The organism is Pseudomonas sp. W5-01 (assembly GCF_046540435.1).
In the GTDB taxonomy this organism is placed as follows: Bacteria; Pseudomonadota; Gammaproteobacteria; order Pseudomonadales; family Pseudomonadaceae; genus Aquipseudomonas; species Aquipseudomonas graminis_B.
Genome location: NZ_JAXCIP010000001.1, coordinates 615,804 through 635,195, shown reverse-complemented (window position 1 = coordinate 635,195; position 19,392 = coordinate 615,804). Strand labels below are relative to the sequence as shown.

Here is a 19,392-nt window from a genome sequence, read left to right as displayed (position 1 = left end):
AGCCGGGAAAGCGTCAGTGGGCACCCCGCAGAAGTGGTGCCCGCATCTGTTTCAACATTCAGGTGCGCTGGGCGACCGCCGACGCGTCCAGCGGCGCGGCATCCTCCGGCGTCGTGGAAAACGGCTCGATCTTGCCGACAATGAACAAATAGCTGAACGCCCCCAACAGGGCAAACGCCCCGGCGGTCATCAGCGGCGCGGTGAACGAGCCGTTGCCGATCACCAGCATGAAGCCGGTGAAGGTGGTGATGAAGATCCCGGCGGTGTTCGACGCGAAGTTCTGGATGCCGCCGATCGACGCTACGTGGGCAGGCGACGGCGCCACATCAGCCGGCAGGCACCAGATGCTCGCGCCGGCGAACGCCAGGCTGGCATAGGCCAGACTGAAAAAGCCGAGCATCGCCCAGGTGCTGTCAACGAACACCGACAGCGAAATGCTTGACGACATCAGCATGCCGCCGACGATGCAGGTCTTGCGCGCGGCGGTCAGGCTCCAGCCCCGGCGGTACAGCGCGTCGGACGTCAGTCCGCCGATCCAGCCACCGACGATGGACGCCACCGCCGGGATGGTGCCCAGCGTACCGAGGGATTTCAGCGAGAAACCGCGCTCGGTGACCAGGTAGGTCGGGAACCAGGTGATGAAGAAATAGATCACGAAGTTCAGGCAGAAGAAGCCCAGCATCATCCCCCACAGGGTGCGGTGGCGAAACAGCGAGGCCCATTTCACTTTCGGCCGCGCGGCGAGGGTTGCCGCCTTGCCTGCCTCATGCTGCGCGATGGCCGCAACGGCTTGGGGCTCTTTGTAGATCAGAAACCAGCCCACGACCCAGATCAGGCCCACCGCGCCGGTGATGATGAACGACGCGCGCCAGCCCCACAGCTCGATGATCAGCGCCACCAGCGGGATCGACAGCGCCGAGCCGACCCGCGAACCGCTGTCGAAGATGCTGGTGGCAAAGCCGCGCTCCTTGACGTCGAACCACTGGCTGACGATTTTCGCGCAGGACGGATACGCCCCCGCCTCGCCCACGCCGAGCATCAGCCGGCAACCGAACATCGACGCCAGGCTGCTGGCCGCCGCCGTGGCCGCCGTGAACAGCGACCACCAGGCCACCGCGAGGGGCAGCGCGATGCGCGCGCCGACCTTGTCGACGAACCAGCCAAACGGCATTTGCATGAGTGCGTAGGTCCAGAAGAAGCCGCTGAGCAGCAGGCCCATTTGCCCTGAGCCCAAGGCGAGTTCTTTCTGGATGTAAGGGGCGGCAACCGCGAGGTTGGCCCTGTCGATGTAGTTGATGGCCACCGCGAGGAAGCACAGAAAAATTACCAACCAGCGCCCTTTCTGCATGGCGAGTCCTCCTAATTATTTTTATGAGTAAGACGTCGTTTGAGCTTCGCATAGCGCCCTGGCCTTGATTCAAACGCTGCTCACCGAGGGATAAAGCACCCGTCGAGAACCGCGGAATTGGCCTGACCAAATATCCGAATGCAGCGGATACTAGACCCGGAAACCAAGTTATGGAAATTGAAAAGGCGATTTATTTGCGGTTTTGTAGCTGGACGGTCGGTATTTGCATAATTTGGCCTGACCAATCTATTCTGCTGCGCAAGCCACCTCGGGCCGCTGGCGGCGAGGCACTGGCGGTCTTGAGCGGACTGCCCCCATAACAACAAGGACTGCGCAATGAAGATGACCTTCCGTTGGTACGGCGACAGCGATCCCGTCACCCTGCCCTACATCCGCCAGATCCCCGGCATGACCGGCGTGGTCTCGGCCATCTACGACATCCCGGTGGGCGAGGTCTGGCCGCTGGACAAGATCGCCGCCCTCAAGGCCACGGTGAATGCCCACGGCCTGGAGCTGGAGGTCATCGAGAGCGTGCCGGTCCACGAAGACATCAAGCGTGGCCTACCTTCCCGCGATCAACTGATCGACAATTACGGCCAGACCTTGCGCAACCTGGCGGCCTGCGGGATCAAGGTGGTCTGCTACAACTTCATGCCGGTGTTCGACTGGACCCGCTCGACCCTGGCCATGGAGCTGCCCGACGGTTCGACCACCCTGGCGTTCGACGTGGCGGTGATCGAGCAGGCGAACCTGGACAACGGCATCAGCCTGCCTGGCTGGGACGTCAGCTATGAGCCGGAGGTCCTGCGCGCGTTGATCAACGAATACGCCCATGTCGACGAAGCCACCCTGCGCGAACGGCTCGCATACTTTCTGGAGCGCATCATCCCGGTTGCAAAAGACGCCGGCATCAAGATGGCCCTGCACCCGGACGACCCGCCGCGCTCGATGTTCGGCATGCCGCGGGTGGTGAAGAATCGCGAAGACCTGGCGCACATCCTGGCCATGGTCGATGACCCGGCCAACGGCTTGACCCTGTGTTCAGGCTCCCTCGGCGCCGATCTGGGCAATGACATCCCCTCGCTGGTGCGAGAATTCGGCGGTCAGGGTCGCATTCACTTCGCCCATCTGCGCAATGTGAAGGTCAACGAAGCCGGTGATTTTTTTGAGACCGCACACCGCTCCGAAGACGGCTCGCTGGACATGGCCGAGATCGTCAAGGCTTACGTCGAGACCGGCTTCGAGGGCTATTACCGCCCCGACCACGGACGGATGATCTGGGGCGAAACCGGCAAGCCGGGCTACGGCCTGTACGACCGGGCGCTGGGTGCGGTGTACCTGAATGGCTTGTGGGAAGGGATCCGCAAAACGATGGCGTGAGGCTGAGGATTTTTGAACAGCACCGCCTTGCGGCGGGCGCCTGTTAACGCAGCTCCGCATCCATGCCATCGAGCCAGCGCGCTTCGGAGCGGCGCAGGTGTTCGCGCATGGCGGTCTGGGCGCCAATCAGGTCGCGGGTCTGGACGGCGTGCAGAATGGCTTCGTGTTCGGCCACGGCCATGGCCCAGGTTTCGGTGGTTTCGGAGTGTTCGCTGACATGGGCGGTCAGCGGGCTGTACCGCTCTTCGAACAATGAGGTGATGATGCGCACCAGGGTCGAGTTGCCGCTCATTTTCGCCAGCCGCTGATGGAACTTGCGGTCGTCATCCAGCGCCGGCACGCCTTTGAGCGCCCCCTCGCGCATCTTGTCGATGCAACCTTGCAGGTAGCGAAAATCAGCCTTGCTGCCGTGCAGACAGGCCAGCATCACGCTCTCACCTTCGATCAGTGCTCTGGCCTGCATCAGCTCGGACGGGCTCTCGCCCAGCGTGCGGGTTTTGCCTTTGACCCCGAGCAGGTGCTCACAGACGTAGATGCCGGAACCCATGCGGATTTCGACGCTGCCTTCGATTTCCAAGGCGATCAGGGCTTCGCGAAGGGATGGCCGGGAGACGCCGAGCAACTGCGCCAGATCGCGCTCGGGGGGCAGGCGCGCGCCAGGGGCGATGCCATGCTTGCGAATGTGCTCGCGCAATCGGTCGGCGGTGATCTGGTACAAGCGGCGTTCGGGGGCAGGGCTTGGCGCGGTCATCAATCACGTTCCATCAAGATGCGCCGGAGGATATCACAGGCGTCGGGGCGCCTTGTGGCGGGACCATGGACGCGGTCATCACTGGATGCACGCGATCTTTTAGTGGGACCGGCTTCAGCCGGGAAGAAGCCGGTGCGTTCACGCTCAATCTTGCGGTATGCCCACTGACGCCTTCCCGGCTGAAGCCGGGCCTACAGCTGCATGCGGTCAGTAGGACCGGCTTTAGTCGGGAAGAGGCCGGTGCGTTCACCCTCGATTTTGCGGTGTGCTAATTGACGCCTTCCCGGCTGAAGCCGGTCCCACTATGGAATCTTGGTGTGTCAGGCGGAAATCAATCGGCCAACGCGCCCTTGAGCAGCGGCTGCTCCAATCCCACAATCCCCCGTCCCATTTCAACCACCGGCAAGAACCTGCGGCGTTTCTTCTCTTCGTGGTTTTGCGCGATGTCGGCAATCCGGTGCTGCAAGAACGGGTTGAGAAAACGGTCGCGGACGCTGGCCAGATAGTTGTGCGCCTGATCCCCTTGGCCCTTCGCCGCAAACACGGGTAGCACCTCCCGCTCCCACAGATCCTCCAGGCTCCCGCGCAGCAGCGGGTCGTTCATGGCCTCAAACACCGTCTCGCCCTCAGGCCGGCCATCTTTCGACCAACGTTCGGCCAGCCAGGTGTGCCCCAAATTCAGCATGAACAGCTTGAACTGCTCGTACTGCTCCAGCTCATCCGTCACCACCACACAAGGATGCCTACACGGCACCACCAGCCCAGGCTGACGCTCAATCGCCCAGATCGCGTACGGCTCGGCAATGGCGCCCACCGGCTGGATGGGCTGCGAGACGATGCGATCCACCAGGGAATTCGCCCAGCGGCAGGTGTCGCGCAGGTAGTGCGCAAACCCGGCGTCGATGCCCCACGCCACCGCCAGTTGAATGATCAGGTCGCGCAGCACATCGCCATTGCGTGACACCAGCTCACAGGGAAACAGCGACAGCGGCGCATCAGGATTCTCCAGCCAGCGGTCATGGAGCAACACCAGCAGTTTCGCCGGAAAACTCCGGGGCGTCGGCGCATCGGCGGCCAGGCAAGACGCCGTGTCCGCCGCCTCCAGCACATAGCCTTTGTCGCCAGTGTTAGAGATCACCACCTGCACGTCGTGCCGAATCGCCTGACGAATCACCGGCCAGTCAGGGCCGGCTTGCAGCGCGCCGGCAATGGAAGTGGACCAAAACTCCTCGTTCACCGTGCGACCGTTTTCTGCGCCCTGAATGCGCACCGGATAACCCGTACCACCGGCCAGCGCCTGCACCCGCTGCGCGCTGTCGGCGCTGCCAGTGGTTTGCACGACGGTGATTCTGCCCAGCGCTTGGCCCTTCTCCAGGGCCTGGGAAATGAACAGATCGGCATGGGCCTGAAGAAAACGGCTGGTGCCGAACTGCAGGATGGGGGTGAACGGGGTTGCCTGCATGCCCGCGCCTCCTAGCATTCGACGATGGCTTTGACGACCCGCTGCGCAGGGTCGAGCAGCGTAGTGAAGCGCTCGGTCACTTCGCTCAGGGCCATGCGGTGGGTATTGAGCGCGGCGTCCGGGATCAAGCCGTCGCGCAGGCATTGCTCGACGTAGCGGAAGTCTTCGACGGTGGCGTTGCGACTGCCCATGAGCGTCGCTTCGCGCTTGTGAAATTCAGGGTCGGAGAAGCTGATGGTGTCGCGGACGATGGACACCAGCACGTATTTGCCGCCGTGGGCGATGAATTCGAAACCGCGCTCCATGGCCTTGGCGTTGCCGGTGGCGTCGTACACCACATCGAAGAATTCACCCTCGGTCAGTTGCTCCAGTTGCTGCTTGTCGTCTTCGCCGATCAGCACGGCCGAGTCAATCTGCAGGTGCTGCTTGCAGAAGGTCAGGCGGTCCTCACGGGTGTCGAGCACCGTGACTTTCGCGCCCCGCAGACGGGAGAAAATTGCCACCGCCATGCCAATCGGGCCGGTGCCGACCACCAGCGCGCGCTGGCCGGCTTGCACGTCCGAACGACGCACCGCATGGGCGCCAATGGACAGAAATTCGATCATGGCCGCCTGATCCAGCGTGACCCCGTCCGCCTTGAGCACGAAGCCGTGGGGCAGGCTCAGGTATTCGGTGAATGCGCCGTCGCGATGGACGCCCAGCACTTGAATGCGCACGCAGCAATTGGTCTTGCCCTGGCGGCAGGCAACGCAGTCGCCACAGGACAAGTACGGCATCACATAGACCACGTCGCCCGGCTCAAGCCCGCTGCCCGCCTCGCTTTGCTCGACGATGCCGGAAAATTCGTGGCCCATGACCCGGGGGTATTCGAGGAACGGCTGGTTGCCGTTGAAGATATGCAGATCAGTGCCACAGACCCCGACCCGCTTGATGCGGACCAGCGTCTCGCCGGGTGCCCGTTCGGGTTTCGGACGGTCAAGGGCCAGCAGGGAACCGGGTTTTTCGCAGACGACGGTGAGCATCTTCTCTCTCCAGACCAGGCACGCCGGCATCGCTGAAACGGCCAGAGCCGCAGGTTACCGGGCAGTGATCTTGTTGTTGTGAGGTGGCGGATGGATTCTGGAAGCGCGGGCCGCAGGTGCAGTGGCTGCAGCCATGACAAGCGCGGCGCTGCAGGAAAAAATGACACAGCCGCCTGACCATTGGCAAGACCAATTAATCTATTTAGGTATTGGCCTTACCAAATCAGCCATTTGAGTTTTCAGCGCGATCACCAGCGCTACGGCTGTAAATCCCAATAGCCCATGGTTATGATCGGAGCCCATGACTTCCCCATTGCCGATCCGCTCGCCCTGCCCGCCCGGCGCCTGTAAATGCGACCGCGACCGACTGTTGGAGCTGGAGGGCGCGGACGTGCGCATCCTTCGCCTGACCCGTCAGGAAGAGAAACGTCTGCTTGAGCGTCTGGAAAATATCGCCACGCTGGAAGATCTGCAGCGCCTGCAAACGCGGATGTTCGACCAGTTGGGCATCCGCCTGGACATCGGCCCCGGCTTCAATGAAGTGCGCAGCATGCGCGGCATGGTCATCGACATCGCCGAACTGCCCGGCATGTGCCGCAAGACCCGCGCCGCCATTCCTGCCGCCATCCGCCGCGGCCTGGAAAAGAACCCCGAAATCGCCTGGCGCCTGCTCGACGCCCACGACTTGTTTCGGGATGCGTGAATGCGGTGAGGACCTGGTATTAGAAATACCAGACTCAGCGCGGCCTTACTCCTCCCAGTCCGCCTTGTCGATCTTCAACCCGTGCAGACCGTTGTACGCCGCCCGTTTGGGCTGCTCCCAGCCTTGCAGCAACGCCGCATCAATGTCGTAGATTTCTACACCCAGCGGCCTGCAAACGGTCAGCGGGTCCTGGGCATCCGGGCCCCACATCGGGAGGGAAAGGTCGCCGCCGGGACACGTCGACAGCGCGCAGAGCAGGTCGATTTCGGCGAAGAATTCCAGGTAATCCCCCTGTTTGGCCGGGCAGGCTTTCATGAAGTACAGGTCGTCGTGATTCAAGCCGGTGCACTGGAAGATATTCAGCACGTCGTGCACGTCAAATTCAGTCAGGCCATGGGGCAACACGGCGCGGGTCAGATTCGAATGGCAGTGGTGGTGAAAGTCTTCGCCGGTGAGCATCTTGTTCACGTAGGGATCGCAGCGGGTGCCGAGCAGGTCATGGAGCCGACCGCCGTGCTCGTCGATGCCGTAACTGGCGAGGCTGTCGTCGGTGATGGTGACCATCGGCCGCAGGAACGGCAGGTTCGACCACAACCGGTCGTGGGTCGTGACATGGGCGCCCTGCAATTGCCGGGTGCGCGCCGCCCACAGGCGCTCGCGGGGATCATCGGCGCTCCAGACGTTGAAGTCGCCCACTTGCGGGCCCACCGGGGTGGTAACGCGGAACACCTGACCGGCCTTGACCTTCCACGCCCGCCCGGTGCGGATCGGCACTTCGAACTGCTCGACCAAGGTGCGACTGTCCTGCGCCTCGCGGATGCGTTGATAAAACGCCGTGTCGACTTGCAGCGCCGAGCCTTTGCTGACCTGATAAGCAGCGGGATAGTCTTTGAACATGGGTGCTCCTGGCGAATGATGGGGGTCGGACACACTGGCCACAGCACAGCCCGTGCCAAATGCGTTGAGTCGTTGAACACGCAAAACCACGACGATTATTTGGAATTTAATTTCCATCTGTACAAGCAATAGAACTGCGATTAGCATTGCGACAGCCTCACCGAGGCCCCGAATCGACCTCAACAAGACCTCATCGAGAGGCTTCAGGGGATTCACATGCTCGACCGCGCCAGACGTTTTTCCATCAAGCAGATCGCGACTCAAGCCGGCGTGAGCAAGGCGACGGTCGATCGCGTGCTGCATCAGCGCGGCAGCGTGCATTACCAGACCCACCGCCGCATCCATCAAGCCCTCGAAGAACTCGAAGCCCAGGAAAAGTCCGGGCCTGCGGTGGGCCGCACCTTTCATATCGACGTCATCCTGCACACGCCCAAGCGTTTCAGCGATGCCGTGCAAGAGGCGGTTCTCGCCCAGCTCGGCAGTCTGGCGCCGTTTCGTATCTTTCCGCGCTTTCACCTCCATCAGGCCATCGGCCCGCAGCAGATGCACGACCTGATTCTGCGTTGCGTCGGCAAAGGCAGTCAGGGCCTGGTCATCAAGGCCGCGGACGAGTTGCCGATCAACGAAGCGGTGAATCAGGCAACGGCGGCGGGTGTGCCGGTGGTGACGTTTGTTTCCGACCTGCCCCAGAGTGAGCGCATCGGTTACATCGGCATGGACAATCGCACGGCCGGGCAAACGGCGGCGTATCTGATGTCGCGCTGGCTGGCCGACGAGGCGCAAGACGTGGCCGTGGTGATCAGCAGCGAGCTGTTTCGTGGCGAGGAAGAGCGCGAGATGGGTTTTCGCACCTGGCTGCGCAGCCGTGCCGCCCATCTGCGCGTCGTTGACGTCACCGGAGGGTTCGGCGTGCATGAGCCGACCTTTGAAAAAGTGACCCGGGCGCTGCAGGACAATCCGTCGATCAAAGCCATTTATAGCGTCGGCGGCGGTAACCGCGCCATCGTCGAAGCCTTCGCCGCCCTGGACCGCCCCCTGGAGGTGTTCATCGGCCACGACCTCGATCAGGAAAACCGGCAACTGCTGGCGGAAGAAAAGATTGCCGCGATCATCGATCACAACCTGCACGTGGATGCCCGCAATGCGTTTCTGCACATCCTGCAGTTCCATCGCCTGTGGAAGGCGGTGCCGATTCCCGTGTCCCACGTGCAGGTCGTCACGCCGTTCAACCTGACGCACTGATGTGCAGCCGCACCCGTTACGCCGATCACCCCATAACAACAATCCCGGAGATCCACCCATGCTACGCATTGCTGTCCTCGGCGCAGGCCGTATCGCCAACATCCACGCGGCCAACGTGGCCGCCAATCCCGACGTGAAACTGGTGCTGATCGCGGACCCATGGCGCGAAGGCGTCGACGCCCTGGCCGGCAAGCTGGGTTGCGCCGCGGCCTACGATTGCGCCGAGGCCATTGCCCGTGACGATGTGGACGCGATTGTCATCGGCACGCCGACCGACACCCACATCGACCTGATGCTGCGGGCGGTGAAACTGGGCAAACCGGTACTGTGCGAAAAGCCCATTGATCTGGATTTCGCCAAAGCCGCCCGCGCAGTGGAAGAGATCGAGCGCCTGAACGGCAAGGTGATGCTTGGGTTCAACCGCCGTTTTGACCCGGACACCCTGCAGATGCGCAAAGCCATTGCCCGTGGGGACGTCGGTGAGGTCCGCCAGGTGGTGATCACCAGCCGCGATCCAGGGCTGGCGCCGGTGGAATACCTGACCCACTCCGGCGGCATCTTTCGCGACATGACCATCCATGATTTCGACACCGCACGGACGTTGCTCGGCGAAGAACCCATCGAAGTCATCGCCATCGCCAGCCGCCTCGTGGAGCCCGCACTGGCGCAGATCGACGACTACGACAGCGTGATGGTGCTGCTGCGCACCGCCTCCGGTAAACAGTGCCACATCAACTGCTGCCGCGAGGCCGTGTACGGCTATGACCAGCGCCTGGAAGTGTTCGGCTCCAAGGGCATGATCCTCAACGACAACCATCGCCCGAGCACCGTGCGCAGCTACAGCGCCACGCAGACCGAAGTGCGCGAGCCGCTGGAGAACTTCTTCCTCGAGCGCTACGCCGCTTCCTACCGCATCGAGCTGAACCAGTTCATTGACGCGGTGCGCGGCAACCAGACCCTGCCGACCAACGCCCGGGATGGCTTGAGAGCGCTGCATCTGGCCAACTGCGCCATCGAGTCGATCAAGACCGGGCGAGCGGTGAAAGTGGACATGTGAATCCTGCGGTGCCCATCGCCCGTACTTGGGTGCGGGCATGATGAACGCCCGGCGGATCACTTGAAATCGCGACTGCGCACGTCGAGCCCGGTGAGCATCGGCGTGAGGTCGAACAATCGCTGGGCGATGACGTGGCGTACGCCCTTCTGGAATTCGAACTTGCCGAACACCTGCATCAACTGCGACCCTACCAGCACTTTGCGCTGACGCTCGGCCAGATCACGCCAGACCACCACGTTGATCATGCCGTGTTCGTCTTCCAGAGTGACAAATGTCACGCCGCTGGCGGTGCCGGGCCGTTGTCTACCGACGACAAGCCCGGCGACGCTGAAGCTGCGGCCGTGTTCTTCATCCAGCAAATCCTTTGAACTGCGAAAACGCTTCGCCGCCAGCTTATGGCGCAGCAGGGCCAGCGGGTGCGGGCCGAGTGTGGTGCCGAGGGTGTCGTAATCGGCAGCAAGGTCCTGGGCGACACTGGGCAGCGGCAGCGCGACCTGGGCCTCTTCGCCAAAACAGTCGTCGCCGAACAACGGACGCTGCATCTCGACGCCGGCGATCTCCCAGCGCGCCCGGTGCCGGTGACCCACCAGACCCCGCAGCGCACCGGAATCGGCCAGTGCAGCACGGGCGCGATTGTCCAGCTCGGCGCGGATGCACAGGTCGGCCACGTCCTTGAAAGCACGTAAGCCGCGCGCCTGTTCAATACGCCTGGCGTCCTCCTCGCGAAAGCCGCGGATCATGCGCAGGCCCATGCGGATCGCCAGGTTCTGGTTGTATTCCCGCCCGGCCACCGGTTCCAGTGAACAGCCCCAGTCGCTGTATCGCACGTCCACCGGGTGCACGTCGATCTGGTGGCGCCGGGCGTCCTGCAGCAATTGATCCGGGCTGTAAAAGCCCATGGGCCAGCTGTTGATCAGCGCGCAGGTAAAGGCCGCCGGCTCGTGGCATTTGAGCCAGCAACTGGCGTAGGTCAGCAAGGCGAAGCTGGCGGCGTGGGATTCCGGGAAGCCGTAACTGCCGAAGCCCTTGATCTGCTCGAAAATCCGCTGGATGAACTCGTCGGGGTAGCCCTTTTCCTTCATGCGCTCGCTGAGGCGAATGCGATGGGGCTCGAGACCGCCATGGCGTTTCCAGGCCGCCATGGAACGGCGCAACTGGTCCGCCTCCCCGGGCGAGTAATCCGCGGCGACAATCGCCAGTTGCATGACCTGCTCTTGAAACAGTGGCACGCCCAACGTGCGCTCGAACACCGCTTTCAGTTCTTCGGACGGGTACGTCACGGCCTCTTCGCCGTTCTTGCGGCGCAAGTACGGATGCACCATGCCGCCCTGAATGGGCCCGGGGCGGACGATGGCCACCTCAATCACCAGGTCATAGAAGGTGTTGGGCTTCAGGCGCGGGAGCATGGACATCTGCGCCCGGGACTCGATCTGGAACACGCCGATGGTGTCGGCGCGGGTGATCATGTCGTAGGTCGGTTTGTCCTCGGCGGGGATGGTCGCGAGGGTCAGGTCGTAACCGCGGTAACCCCTGACCAGGTCGAAGGTCCGGCGCAGCGCGCTAAGCATGCCCAAGGCCAGAATATCGACCTTGAGCAGGCCCACCAGATCGAGGTCATCCTTGTCCCACTGAATGATGGTGCGGTCCACCATGGCGGCGTTTTCCACGGGCACCAGGGTTTCCAGCGGATGCTCGGAAATCACAAAACCGCCGGGGTGCTGGGACAGATGCCGGGGGAAGCCGATCAGTTCGCCGGTCAACGTCAGCACACGTCGCAGAATCGGGCTGTCAGGCTCGAAACCGCATTCCCGGAGCCGTTCGGCGGGCGGCATGTTGTCGCTCCAGCGGCTGAAACAATCGGCCAACGCATTGATCTGGTCGGGCGGCAAACCGAGGACCCGCGCCACATCCCGGACGGCCCCCGCACCGTGGTAGGTACTGGCAACGGCGGTGAGCGCCGCCCTGCCCCGGCCGTATCGACGGAAGAGGTATTGCAGCACTTCCTCGCGCCGTTCGTGCTCGAAATCCACGTCGATGTCCGGGGGCTCGTCGCGCTCTTCGGAGATGAAACGCTCGAACAGCAGGTTGCTTTTTGACGGGTCCAGCTCGGTGATGCCCAGGGCGAAACACACTGTGGAGTTAGCCGCCGAGCCACGGCCCTGGCAGAGGATGTGCTGACCGCGGGCGAAGCTGACGATGTCGTGCACCGTGAGGAAGTAACTCTCGTACCGCTTGGCCGCGATGACCTTCAGCTCTTTTTCGATGTTGCTGCGGGCGACCTCCGGCACGCCTTGAGGCCAGCGCCGACTGGCGCCCTGCTCGGTCAGGTGCCGCAACCAGCTGCTGGGGGACTGGTCAGGCGGCACCAGTTCATGGGGGTATTCGTAGCGCAATTCACTGAGGTCGAAGGTGCAGCGCCGGGCGATATTCACGGTTTCAATCAGCAGGCTCGCCGGGTAAACCTCGCTCAGTGACGACAACGGCCGCAGATGCCGCTCGCCATTGGCAAACAGTCGATGCCCCGCCTCCGCCACCGTGGTGTGGTGGCGGACGGCGCTCATGGTGTCCTGCAACGCCCGACGACCGCGGGCGTGCATGTGCACGTCTCCACTGGCGACGGCAGGAATCGCCATGGCACGCGCCATACCGAGCAAGGTGTTGAGGCGCTTTCGGTCATCCGGACCGCAATGCAGTTCGACGCTCAGCCACAGATTCTGCTGAAAGATCCCCCGCAGCCATTCGCCTTGCTCCCGTCGGGTCGGGATGTCCTGATCAAGATCCGGCAGCCACAGCGCCAGAAGCCCTGGGACCGGCTGCTGAAAGTCCGCGTGCAGCAGCCGGTATTCGCCTTTCTTGCTGCGGCGCCGCCCCTGGGTGATCAAGCGACACAAGGCCTGGTAGCCGGCGAGATTCTCCACCAGCAAGACGATTTTCGGCCCGTTCTCGATGGTGATTTCGCTGCCGATGATCAGTGGCAGCTCACATTCCTTTGCGGCCTGCCACCCACGCACGATGCCCGCCAGGGTGCATTCATCGGTGATCGCCAGCGCTTGATACCCATGCAGCTTTGCCCGCTCGAACAGCTCCTTTGCACTCGACGCCCCGCGCTGAAAGCTGAAATTCGACAGGCAATGCAGCTCGGCGTATCCCCCGCTCATGCGAACCAGCCGTGCAGCAACAGACTGCTGTCGCCGACGCTGCGGTACGCCCAGCCGCGCTGGCCGTTGCGGGTTTCGACGAGGTAATAGTCGCGGCGTACGTCGCCACCGTCCCACCAGCCCGACTCGATGCGCTCCGGCCCCGCCAGCACACGCAGGCCGGGCTCGGTCAGTAACTCGGGCTCCGGCAATAGCCAGCCGGGGCGCGGCACTTTGTGGAGCAGCGCCGGCGGTTTGCCCGGGCACGCGGGCAACGAAGCACACTCGGGGCGATGGTCGGCTTGAAAGCCCAGACCGGCGACCGCTTCGTCCCCAAGCCGTGCGCGCAGGCGCTCGCGCAGCTGCTCCCAGGGCATGGTCTGCTGCGGACGGTCGTCGAACAGCTCGCGGTGGGTCGGCACGAACGCCGGCAGGTCCTTGGCCTGCAATCGCAACGCGCGGACCGGAGACGGCACTTCAATTTGTTCCAGACGACCCCGTGCCAGCTCGAACAGCATGTTGGCTTCGCGCTCGGCACTGAGCAGGCCGACGGGAATCTGCGTATCCGGCGCAACGCTGCCGACGCTTGGCACATGCTCCAGATGAATCACGAAACGTTGCACGCCGCTGTCGCGCCCGGCCAGAAACACCGCCAGATCGGCAATCATGCGCTTGAGCGGGAACAGCAGCGCCTGATGGGATTCGACGTCGAAGTTGAGCTCGATGCGGGTATCGAAACGGTCAGGCGGCACATAACACTCCAGCCCCATGGGCCTGCGCCCGAACAGCGTATCGAGGTGTTGCAGCACGGCCGCCGGAAAACGCCGGGCCAGGGTGTCACGGGGCAAGCCATGAACCTGGCGCACGCGATGCAGGCCCATGCGCGCCAGTGCAGTGGCGACTTCGGCTGGCAGGCCGATGCGGTTGACCGGCATCTGTGCCAGCACCTCCTGCAGCGTGTCGGCATCGGTCACGGCCAGACCGTCATGGGCGTTGGCGAGCATGCGGGCCGCCAGCGGATTGGGCGCCGCGACGATGCGATGGGTGAAGCCCAGCTCGGTCAGCTCCTGACGCAGTCGCGCCTCGAACACCGGCCACGGACCGAACAGGCCGAAGCTGGATTCCACCTCCATCAACAGCACGCGCGGGTACTTGAGGCTGACATGGGAACTGAAACGGTAGGCCCAGGCCGCGAGCAAACGGTGCCAGCGCTCGGTTTCGTCCGGGTCGTATTCGACGGTGGCGAATTCCCGGGTCATGGCGTGGGCTGCGGTCAGAGACTGGCCGGCACGCAAGCCCATCGCGCGGGCGGCCGGGTTGACCGTCTGCAGCACCCGGCGCTGGGCCGTGCCGCTGATCAGCGCCAGCGGTTCTTCAGGGTTTTCGCGACGGCGCATGACGCCGTCCAGCGCCAGCTGCGGCAGGAGGACACAGGCCCAGAGCATGGCAACCTCAAGCGTCAGCGATGAACGGAACGGGGGAAGAAGGCGCCAGCCCGCCGCGACACTTGAGCACCCGCAACTGACTGGGGCGCGCGTCGATGGCAATGCGCAGCGCGGCCGGAGACGGATTGGCTGCCGCCTCATGCCCACGGCAGGCAAAGGCCAGGGTTTCACCGGTTTCGGCGGCCACCTGCAACCGACGCAAGGCACGGTCGTCGACCTTGGTCGGCCAGCACAGCACTGCGCCGCAACTGCCCGAACGCAGGCATTGCTCCACCGCCCACAGGGCATCGCGCTCGTTGGCGTGAATAATCGACAACTGCCTCAGGTCGATGCCCGCCATCTGCCACGCCTGGGCATAGGGCAAAAAAGGAGGCGCAACCAGCACGATGCGCTCGCCGCTGTCCGCCAGTCGCGCCAGGGTCGGCCACATCAGACGCAACTCGCCACTGCCGTTGGCCGCCACCAGCACTTCAGTCATTGCTGCAGGCGGCCAGCCTCCCATGGGCAACGCCGCATCGAGGGCGGCATGGCCGGTAGGCTGGACGGCAACCGAGGCAACCTGCTGACGCCCCTTCCAGACGCGTCGCTCGTCCAGCAGCGCGTCGAGGCTGACCACCGCGCCCATCATTCCCGGCGCACCAGGCCACAGAACACGCCTTCGATGGCGAAGTCCTGGTCGGGCCGCACGATAATCGGTTGATACGCAGGGTTACGCGGTAGCAAGCGAAGCTGATCATCGCCGCGCTCAAGGCGCTTGATGGTCACTTCGCCGTCGAGCCGGGCGACGATGATCTGACCGTCGCGGGCCTCGGCGCTTTGCAGGATGCCCACCAGATCACCGTCGAAGATGCCGTCGTCGATCATTGAGTCCCCGCTCACCCGCAACAGGTAATCCGGGACGCGCATGAAGGTGCGGCTGTCGAGCGTGAAGGTGTCGTGATTGTCGAGGTCGGGCCCGATGGGCGCGCCGGCGGCCACCCGACCGAGTACGGGAATGTCGAGCATCTGCGGCCGTGGCCCAGTGTCCAGCAGGCGGATGCCGCGGGCCTGATTGGCGACGACTTCGATCAAGCCGGCGTCGGTCAGGGCCACGATGTGCTTGCGCGCGACACTGCGGGAAGCAAAACCGAAGGCTTCGGAAATTTCAGCCAGGCTGGGAGGCTGGCCATTCTGGGCGATGCGATCTCGTATGAACGTGAGGATGGCAGCGCGTTTGGGGGATAGGGTCGTCATGGAGCACATTTGTACTCTTTTCGACTAATCCTGACCAGCGCCTCCTGTCGATCCCTTGGCAATTTTTGTAACAGAGCGGCGAATCCAGAAAATCGCCACCCTTGTTTCATTTATTGCGATGGGTGCTATCTAGCGCTCAAACAACGCCTGGATCTGCGGGTAGGTCAGGCTGCCTTCGGTGACCGCTTCCGATCGCCCTTCCTGCAGAAAGCCCCGCGCCAGTTGCTCGGCCTGTCCCCATAAGGTCTGCGTGATGGTGGACCCGGCGCTCAAACGGCGCACGCCCAGCTGCGCCAGCGCGTCGGCGGCGGGCAGCCCCTGTCGCGCCAACAGATTGATGGGCAGGTCGATGCCTGCAACGACGGTCTTGATGTGCTCGACATCCACCAATGCCGCCACGAACAGGCCGTCTGCACCCGCTTCCCTGTAAAGCTGGCCGCGCTTCAGTGTTTCCTCCAGACGCAACTCTTCAGCGACCAGACTCGCCAGGTAAACGTCGGTGCGGGCGTTGATAAAGACGTCCAGCCCGTTGCGGGCCGCCATGCTTTTGATCGCCTCGATCTTGCGGGCCAGCAGCGCCGGCGCGTCGGAAGCGTCCTCGATATTGATGCCGATCGCGCCGACGTCCAGCACCCGCTTGACGTTTTCCGCCACGGTTTGCGGGTCGTCCGAGTAGCCGTTTTCCATGTCCACCGACAGCGGCACGTTGATCAGCCGCGCGATGCTGGCCGCGACGGTTACCGCGATGTCCACCGGAAACACACGGCCATCGGCATAGCCCTGGGCCCAGGCGACCCCGGCGCTGGTGGTCGCGATGGCGGTGGCGCCGAGGCTTTCGAACAGCCGAGCGCTGCCCGCATCCCAGGCATTGGGCAGGCGCAAAACGGTGGACTGGTGGTGCAGTGAGCGAAACGTCTGAGCGGAACCGGGCATGATCATCTCCATTGATTCGGTTTCTGTGCGGGTTTTTACTGACAGGGTGTGCGTGTGTGTATGTGTGGGGGCCAGTCTAGAACAGTGACGCCTGGGTCAAAGCCGCCGCCGTAATGCCCTTGCCACGCGACGCGGGCTGATACCCCTCAAGCGTCAGTAGCAGGTGCTTGGCGTCGAGGCCACCGGCAAAACCGGTGAGCGCGCCGGAGCTGCCGATCACCCGGTGGCACGGGGCGATGATGGAAATCGGGTTCTTGCCATTGGCGGCACCGACGGCGCGCACGGCGGCGGGGTTGCCGATCTGCAGGGCAATGTCGAGATAACTGCGGGTTTCGCCGAAAGGAATATTCAACAAGGCCTGCCAGACTTTCTGCTGAAATGCGGTGCCATGGAATTCGAGCTCAAGGTCGAAGCGCTGTCGGCGACCGGCAAAGTATTCGCCGAGCTGGCGCTCGGTCCGGTCAAGGATATCGCTGCCGGCATCTTCGCTCATCGGCCCGAGCAGCACGCGGTTGGGGCGGTCGTTTTCCCAGAGCACGGCGGCCAGACGCGGGCCCTTGGCGATCAACTTCAACTGACCGACCGGGGAATCGATGAAGCGGTAGGTGAAAATCATCGTCTGGCTCCTGCTCTGACTTGTGGCCTGGCTTGCGGTATTGCGCGTGTTGCGGATTTCGCACTGGATCGTGGTGCGCCTTGGTCATCCGCAATGACCCGACATGATCCGTGATCATGCGGCATGACCCAGACCGTCCGGGCGCCGGGTCGAATGCCGACATACTACTCGCGCGCCCGGTTCGAACCACCCGCTTCTTGCGCTCGAACTCACAGGTCAGCCGCCCTTCTGCTTGCCCGCCGCGTCCGCCGCGGAATTCCAGATGTGAATCGCGGCGTAGGCGCGCCAGGGTTTCCAGGCTTCGGCCCGCGCCTTGTGCTGCGGCAGGCGCAGCAGGGTCGGCTCCTGCAGGGTAATCAGATTCATCAGCACCAGATCGGCGGCAGGCCAGGCGTCCGGGTCACGCCAGGCGCGCATGGCGATGTATTCCACGGTCCAGGGGCCGATGCCGGGCATGGCCAGCAACTGTCGCCGTAAATCGCCAATGCCGCCATGACGAACGTCAAGGCACAGCTCGCCACTGGCCACCGCCGCCGCGAGACGCTGCAGGGTCTCGACGCGCTTGCCGGGCATGCCGATCTTGTCCAGGTTGGCCTGCGCCAGGGCCTCAGGCGTCGGGAAGCGCCAGGCCAATTGTTCATGCTGCCCATCGTGGACCTGAACCCCGGCGCGCTGCACGAGGCGACCGACAATCGTCGTCGCACCCTTGACGCTGACCTGCTGCCCGACAATCGTGCGCACCGCCAGCTCGAACCCGGAAAACGCCCCCGGCACGCGCAGCCCCGGGCGACGCTGCACCAGCGAGGCCAGCCACGGGTCTTGCGAGAGGGCCTTGTCGATGATGGGCGGTTCGGCGTACAGATCGAACATGTGCGATACCGGCACGATCAGCTCATCAATGTGCTGGCTGACCTCGCCATGGACGGTCGCCAGCAATTGCTGCCCGTCCGGCGCCAGTGCGACCGACAAGGCACCTTGGCTGCCCTTGAAGTCGATAGTGCGCATGTACACCCCATCGACCACCGCCTCCACGCCCGCCGTCATCCGCGCCGCAAAGAAATCGAGCATGCGCTGCCAGTCGAACGGCGGGTTGAAGGGGATCAGGCGCGAGGCGTGGGGCTGGAGAGGTCGAAGCATGGGGGAATCGCCGGCAGTCAGGTCGGCTGACGCTAGCCTAATCGATGAAGGCGTACAAATTTTTTGGGCTCGAACACATCAGGCGGTGTCGACCCCAGGACCGGATCGCGCCCCGACTGTAGGACCGGCTTCAGCCGGTAACATGTCAGGTGTCACACCGCAGAATTGAGAGTGGATACACCGGCCTCTTCCCGGCTGAAGCCGGTCCTACAAGGGATCGCGTCCTACGAGGGGATCCCATGCATTCCCGTCAGCTCGGGCAGCCCACTGCGCCGCCGTTGAGGTTCTGCTTGTAGTTTTCGTACTGCAGCGTGGCTTTGCCGTCGTTCCACTTGAGCGTCAGCACCAGCACGGAATCGAAGTCCTCGGCCACCCAGTCGTCGACCAGTCTGAGTTTCTCGCCCGACGCCTCCTCGGCGACTTTGTTGATCAGCTCCGGCAGGTAACCGTGGGACCAAGCCGTGTAGATAGTGGCGTCGTGGTATTTGTCGCGCATCAACTCATCGGCCAGATCACCGGTGTCGTTGGCAGCGAAGTCGATGTTCACCGGCAGGCCCAGCTTGATCGCGCTGGGGCCAACGGTCATGAGCGGGCGAAGGTAACTGTAGGAATGATCATGTTCGCCCTCTTCTACATGGCGGCTGGGGTTCGCCGCGAAGATGAAGTCGGCCTTGCCGAAGGTGTTCGGCAGCACTGTGGACAGGTCGATAGCGCGATTAAGACCCTGACAATTGAGCTGACCCAGGCCGGTTTCGGGCTTCTCGGCGTGGCGTAGAAACACCAGCGTCTGAGTGCCGTTCTTGGACTCGGCGTGCACGCCTTTACCGGCGGCGAACCAGAAAATGGCGGACGCGATCAGCAGGGTCGGCAACAGAAAATAGGTCATGCGCTGCATTGCGCGGGACAACAGAGGAGGCGTTGAAAGGCTCATATCGGCATGGAATTCTGATGGTTCGTGATGGGCGTGACGCCCGATGCAACGTCCTTGTCAGCGTGTGGCTCGGCGCAGTATGGCGAGCGAATGTTTCC

Annotated in this window: 17 protein-coding genes; 4 read left to right on the top strand and 13 right to left on the bottom strand. The window is 63.4% G+C overall.

The features are described from left to right. Nucleotides 1–58: 58 nt before the first annotated feature. A complete protein-coding gene (locus tag SLW75_RS02650) occupies nt 59–1,348 on the bottom strand; it encodes an MFS transporter (protein WP_410933460.1) in 1,290 nt (429 codons plus the stop codon). 336 nt (nt 1,349–1,684) lie between these two features. Here SLW75_RS02650 and uxuA point away from each other — a divergent pair, with 336 nt between their 5' ends. Next, nucleotides 1,685–2,728 carry a mannonate dehydratase gene (uxuA, locus tag SLW75_RS02645; protein WP_410933459.1) on the top strand — a complete coding sequence of 348 codons (1,044 nt, stop codon included), beginning with the start codon at nt 1,685–1,687 and terminating at the stop codon, nt 2,726–2,728. Between the two features lie 43 nt (nt 2,729–2,771). Here uxuA and SLW75_RS02640 read toward each other — a convergent pair whose 3' ends face one another. The 3 genes from SLW75_RS02640 to SLW75_RS02630 form a co-directional block, all read right to left on the bottom strand. Continuing rightward, on the bottom strand, nt 2,772–3,479 hold the full coding sequence (locus tag SLW75_RS02640; RefSeq protein ID WP_065990381.1) for a FadR/GntR family transcriptional regulator: 708 nt from the start codon (nt 3,477–3,479) through the stop codon (nt 2,772–2,774). A gap of 331 nt (nt 3,480–3,810) precedes the next feature. Then, complete coding sequence (locus SLW75_RS02635; protein ID WP_410933458.1) at nt 3,811–4,941, bottom strand: mannitol dehydrogenase family protein; 1,131 nt, start codon at nt 4,939–4,941, stop codon at nt 3,811–3,813. An 11-nt stretch (nt 4,942–4,952) separates the two neighbouring features. Next, on the bottom strand, nt 4,953–5,963 hold the full coding sequence (locus tag SLW75_RS02630; protein ID WP_192136045.1) for a zinc-binding alcohol dehydrogenase family protein: 1,011 nt from the start codon (nt 5,961–5,963) through the stop codon (nt 4,953–4,955). A gap of 301 nt (nt 5,964–6,264) precedes the next feature. Here SLW75_RS02630 and SLW75_RS02625 point away from each other — a divergent pair, with 301 nt between their 5' ends. After that, the gene (locus SLW75_RS02625; protein ID WP_083233153.1) at nt 6,265–6,666 is read left to right on the top strand and encodes a hypothetical protein; all 402 of its coding nucleotides are present in this window, start codon (nt 6,265–6,267) and stop codon (nt 6,664–6,666) included. Between the two features lie 45 nt (nt 6,667–6,711). On the opposite strand, the gene SLW75_RS02620 is transcribed toward SLW75_RS02625, so the two are convergent. Further along, complete coding sequence (locus tag SLW75_RS02620; protein ID WP_192136041.1) at nt 6,712–7,563, bottom strand: urea carboxylase-associated family protein; 852 nt, start codon at nt 7,561–7,563, stop codon at nt 6,712–6,714. A gap of 216 nt (nt 7,564–7,779) precedes the next feature. Between SLW75_RS02620 and SLW75_RS02615 the strand changes: the two genes are divergently transcribed. Next, a complete protein-coding gene (locus SLW75_RS02615) occupies nt 7,780–8,805 on the top strand; it encodes a LacI family DNA-binding transcriptional regulator (protein WP_410933457.1) in 1,026 nt (341 codons plus the stop codon). A 58-nt stretch (nt 8,806–8,863) separates the two neighbouring features. Next, complete coding sequence (gene iolG / locus SLW75_RS02610) at nt 8,864–9,862, top strand: inositol 2-dehydrogenase (RefSeq protein WP_065990369.1); 999 nt, start codon at nt 8,864–8,866, stop codon at nt 9,860–9,862. Between the two features lie 56 nt (nt 9,863–9,918). On the opposite strand, the gene SLW75_RS02605 is transcribed toward iolG, so the two are convergent. The 8 genes from SLW75_RS02605 to SLW75_RS02570 all read right to left on the bottom strand — a co-directional run bounded on the left by SLW75_RS02605 (nt 9,919) and on the right by SLW75_RS02570 (nt 19,258). Further along, on the bottom strand, nt 9,919–13,020 hold the full coding sequence (locus tag SLW75_RS02605; protein ID WP_410933456.1) for an error-prone DNA polymerase: 3,102 nt from the start codon (nt 13,018–13,020) through the stop codon (nt 9,919–9,921). Continuing rightward, a complete protein-coding gene (locus SLW75_RS02600) occupies nt 13,017–14,444 on the bottom strand; it encodes a Y-family DNA polymerase (protein ID WP_410933455.1) in 1,428 nt (475 codons plus the stop codon). The genes SLW75_RS02605 and SLW75_RS02600 overlap by 4 nt, the downstream gene beginning before the upstream one ends. Nucleotides 14,445–14,451: 7 nt before the next feature. Beyond that, nucleotides 14,452–15,069 carry a translesion DNA synthesis-associated protein ImuA gene (imuA, locus tag SLW75_RS02595; protein ID WP_410933794.1) on the bottom strand — a complete coding sequence of 206 codons (618 nt, stop codon included), beginning with the start codon at nt 15,067–15,069 and terminating at the stop codon, nt 14,452–14,454. After that, nucleotides 15,069–15,686 carry a transcriptional repressor LexA gene (gene lexA / locus SLW75_RS02590; protein WP_192136031.1) on the bottom strand — a complete coding sequence of 206 codons (618 nt, stop codon included), beginning with the start codon at nt 15,684–15,686 and terminating at the stop codon, nt 15,069–15,071. Before lexA ends, imuA begins: the two co-directional genes overlap by 1 nt. A gap of 120 nt (nt 15,687–15,806) precedes the next feature. Next, nucleotides 15,807–16,610 carry an isocitrate lyase/phosphoenolpyruvate mutase family protein gene (locus SLW75_RS02585; protein ID WP_065990862.1) on the bottom strand — a complete coding sequence of 268 codons (804 nt, stop codon included), beginning with the start codon at nt 16,608–16,610 and terminating at the stop codon, nt 15,807–15,809. A gap of 76 nt (nt 16,611–16,686) precedes the next feature. Continuing rightward, on the bottom strand, nt 16,687–17,226 hold the full coding sequence (locus SLW75_RS02580; protein WP_410933454.1) for a methylated-DNA--[protein]-cysteine S-methyltransferase: 540 nt from the start codon (nt 17,224–17,226) through the stop codon (nt 16,687–16,689). A gap of 216 nt (nt 17,227–17,442) precedes the next feature. Next, nucleotides 17,443–18,363 (bottom strand): DNA-3-methyladenine glycosylase family protein, encoded by a 921-nt coding sequence (locus SLW75_RS02575; protein ID WP_410933453.1) that lies wholly within the window; start codon nt 18,361–18,363, stop codon nt 17,443–17,445. Nucleotides 18,364–18,613: 250 nt separating this feature from the next. Next, on the bottom strand, nt 18,614–19,258 hold the full coding sequence (locus tag SLW75_RS02570; RefSeq protein WP_410933793.1) for a hypothetical protein: 645 nt from the start codon (nt 19,256–19,258) through the stop codon (nt 18,614–18,616). Between the last annotated feature and the right edge of the window lie 134 nt (nt 19,259–19,392).

Bases quoted from the DNA above. Each gene is read 5' to 3' on its own strand.
- SLW75_RS02650 (WP_410933460.1), bottom strand. From the start codon at position 1,348: ATGCAGAAAGGGCGCTGGTTGGTAATTTTTCTGTGCTTCCTCGCGGTG.
- imuA (WP_410933794.1), bottom strand. From the start codon at position 15,069: ATGGGCGCGGTGGTCAGCCTCGACGCGCTGCTGGACGAGCGACGCGTC.
- SLW75_RS02575 (WP_410933453.1), bottom strand. From the start codon at position 18,363: ATGCTTCGACCTCTCCAGCCCCACGCCTCGCGCCTGATCCCCTTCAAC.
- SLW75_RS02605 (WP_410933456.1), bottom strand. From the start codon at position 13,020: ATGAGCGGGGGATACGCCGAGCTGCATTGCCTGTCGAATTTCAGCTTT.
- SLW75_RS02580 (WP_410933454.1), bottom strand. From the start codon at position 17,226: ATGATTTTCACCTACCGCTTCATCGATTCCCCGGTCGGTCAGTTGAAG.
- uxuA (WP_410933459.1), top strand. From the start codon at position 1,685: ATGAAGATGACCTTCCGTTGGTACGGCGACAGCGATCCCGTCACCCTG.
- iolG (WP_065990369.1), top strand. From the start codon at position 8,864: ATGCTACGCATTGCTGTCCTCGGCGCAGGCCGTATCGCCAACATCCAC.
- SLW75_RS02570 (WP_410933793.1), bottom strand. From the start codon at position 19,258: ATGCAGCGCATGACCTATTTTCTGTTGCCGACCCTGCTGATCGCGTCC.
- SLW75_RS02640 (WP_065990381.1), bottom strand. From the start codon at position 3,479: ATGACCGCGCCAAGCCCTGCCCCCGAACGCCGCTTGTACCAGATCACC.
- SLW75_RS02625 (WP_083233153.1), top strand. From the start codon at position 6,265: ATGACTTCCCCATTGCCGATCCGCTCGCCCTGCCCGCCCGGCGCCTGT.
- SLW75_RS02620 (WP_192136041.1), bottom strand. From the start codon at position 7,563: ATGTTCAAAGACTATCCCGCTGCTTATCAGGTCAGCAAAGGCTCGGCG.
- SLW75_RS02615 (WP_410933457.1), top strand. From the start codon at position 7,780: ATGCTCGACCGCGCCAGACGTTTTTCCATCAAGCAGATCGCGACTCAA.
- SLW75_RS02585 (WP_065990862.1), bottom strand. From the start codon at position 16,610: ATGCCCGGTTCCGCTCAGACGTTTCGCTCACTGCACCACCAGTCCACC.
- lexA (WP_192136031.1), bottom strand. From the start codon at position 15,686: ATGTGCTCCATGACGACCCTATCCCCCAAACGCGCTGCCATCCTCACG.
- SLW75_RS02630 (WP_192136045.1), bottom strand. From the start codon at position 5,963: ATGCTCACCGTCGTCTGCGAAAAACCCGGTTCCCTGCTGGCCCTTGAC.
- SLW75_RS02635 (WP_410933458.1), bottom strand. From the start codon at position 4,941: ATGCAGGCAACCCCGTTCACCCCCATCCTGCAGTTCGGCACCAGCCGT.
- SLW75_RS02600 (WP_410933455.1), bottom strand. From the start codon at position 14,444: ATGCTCTGGGCCTGTGTCCTCCTGCCGCAGCTGGCGCTGGACGGCGTC.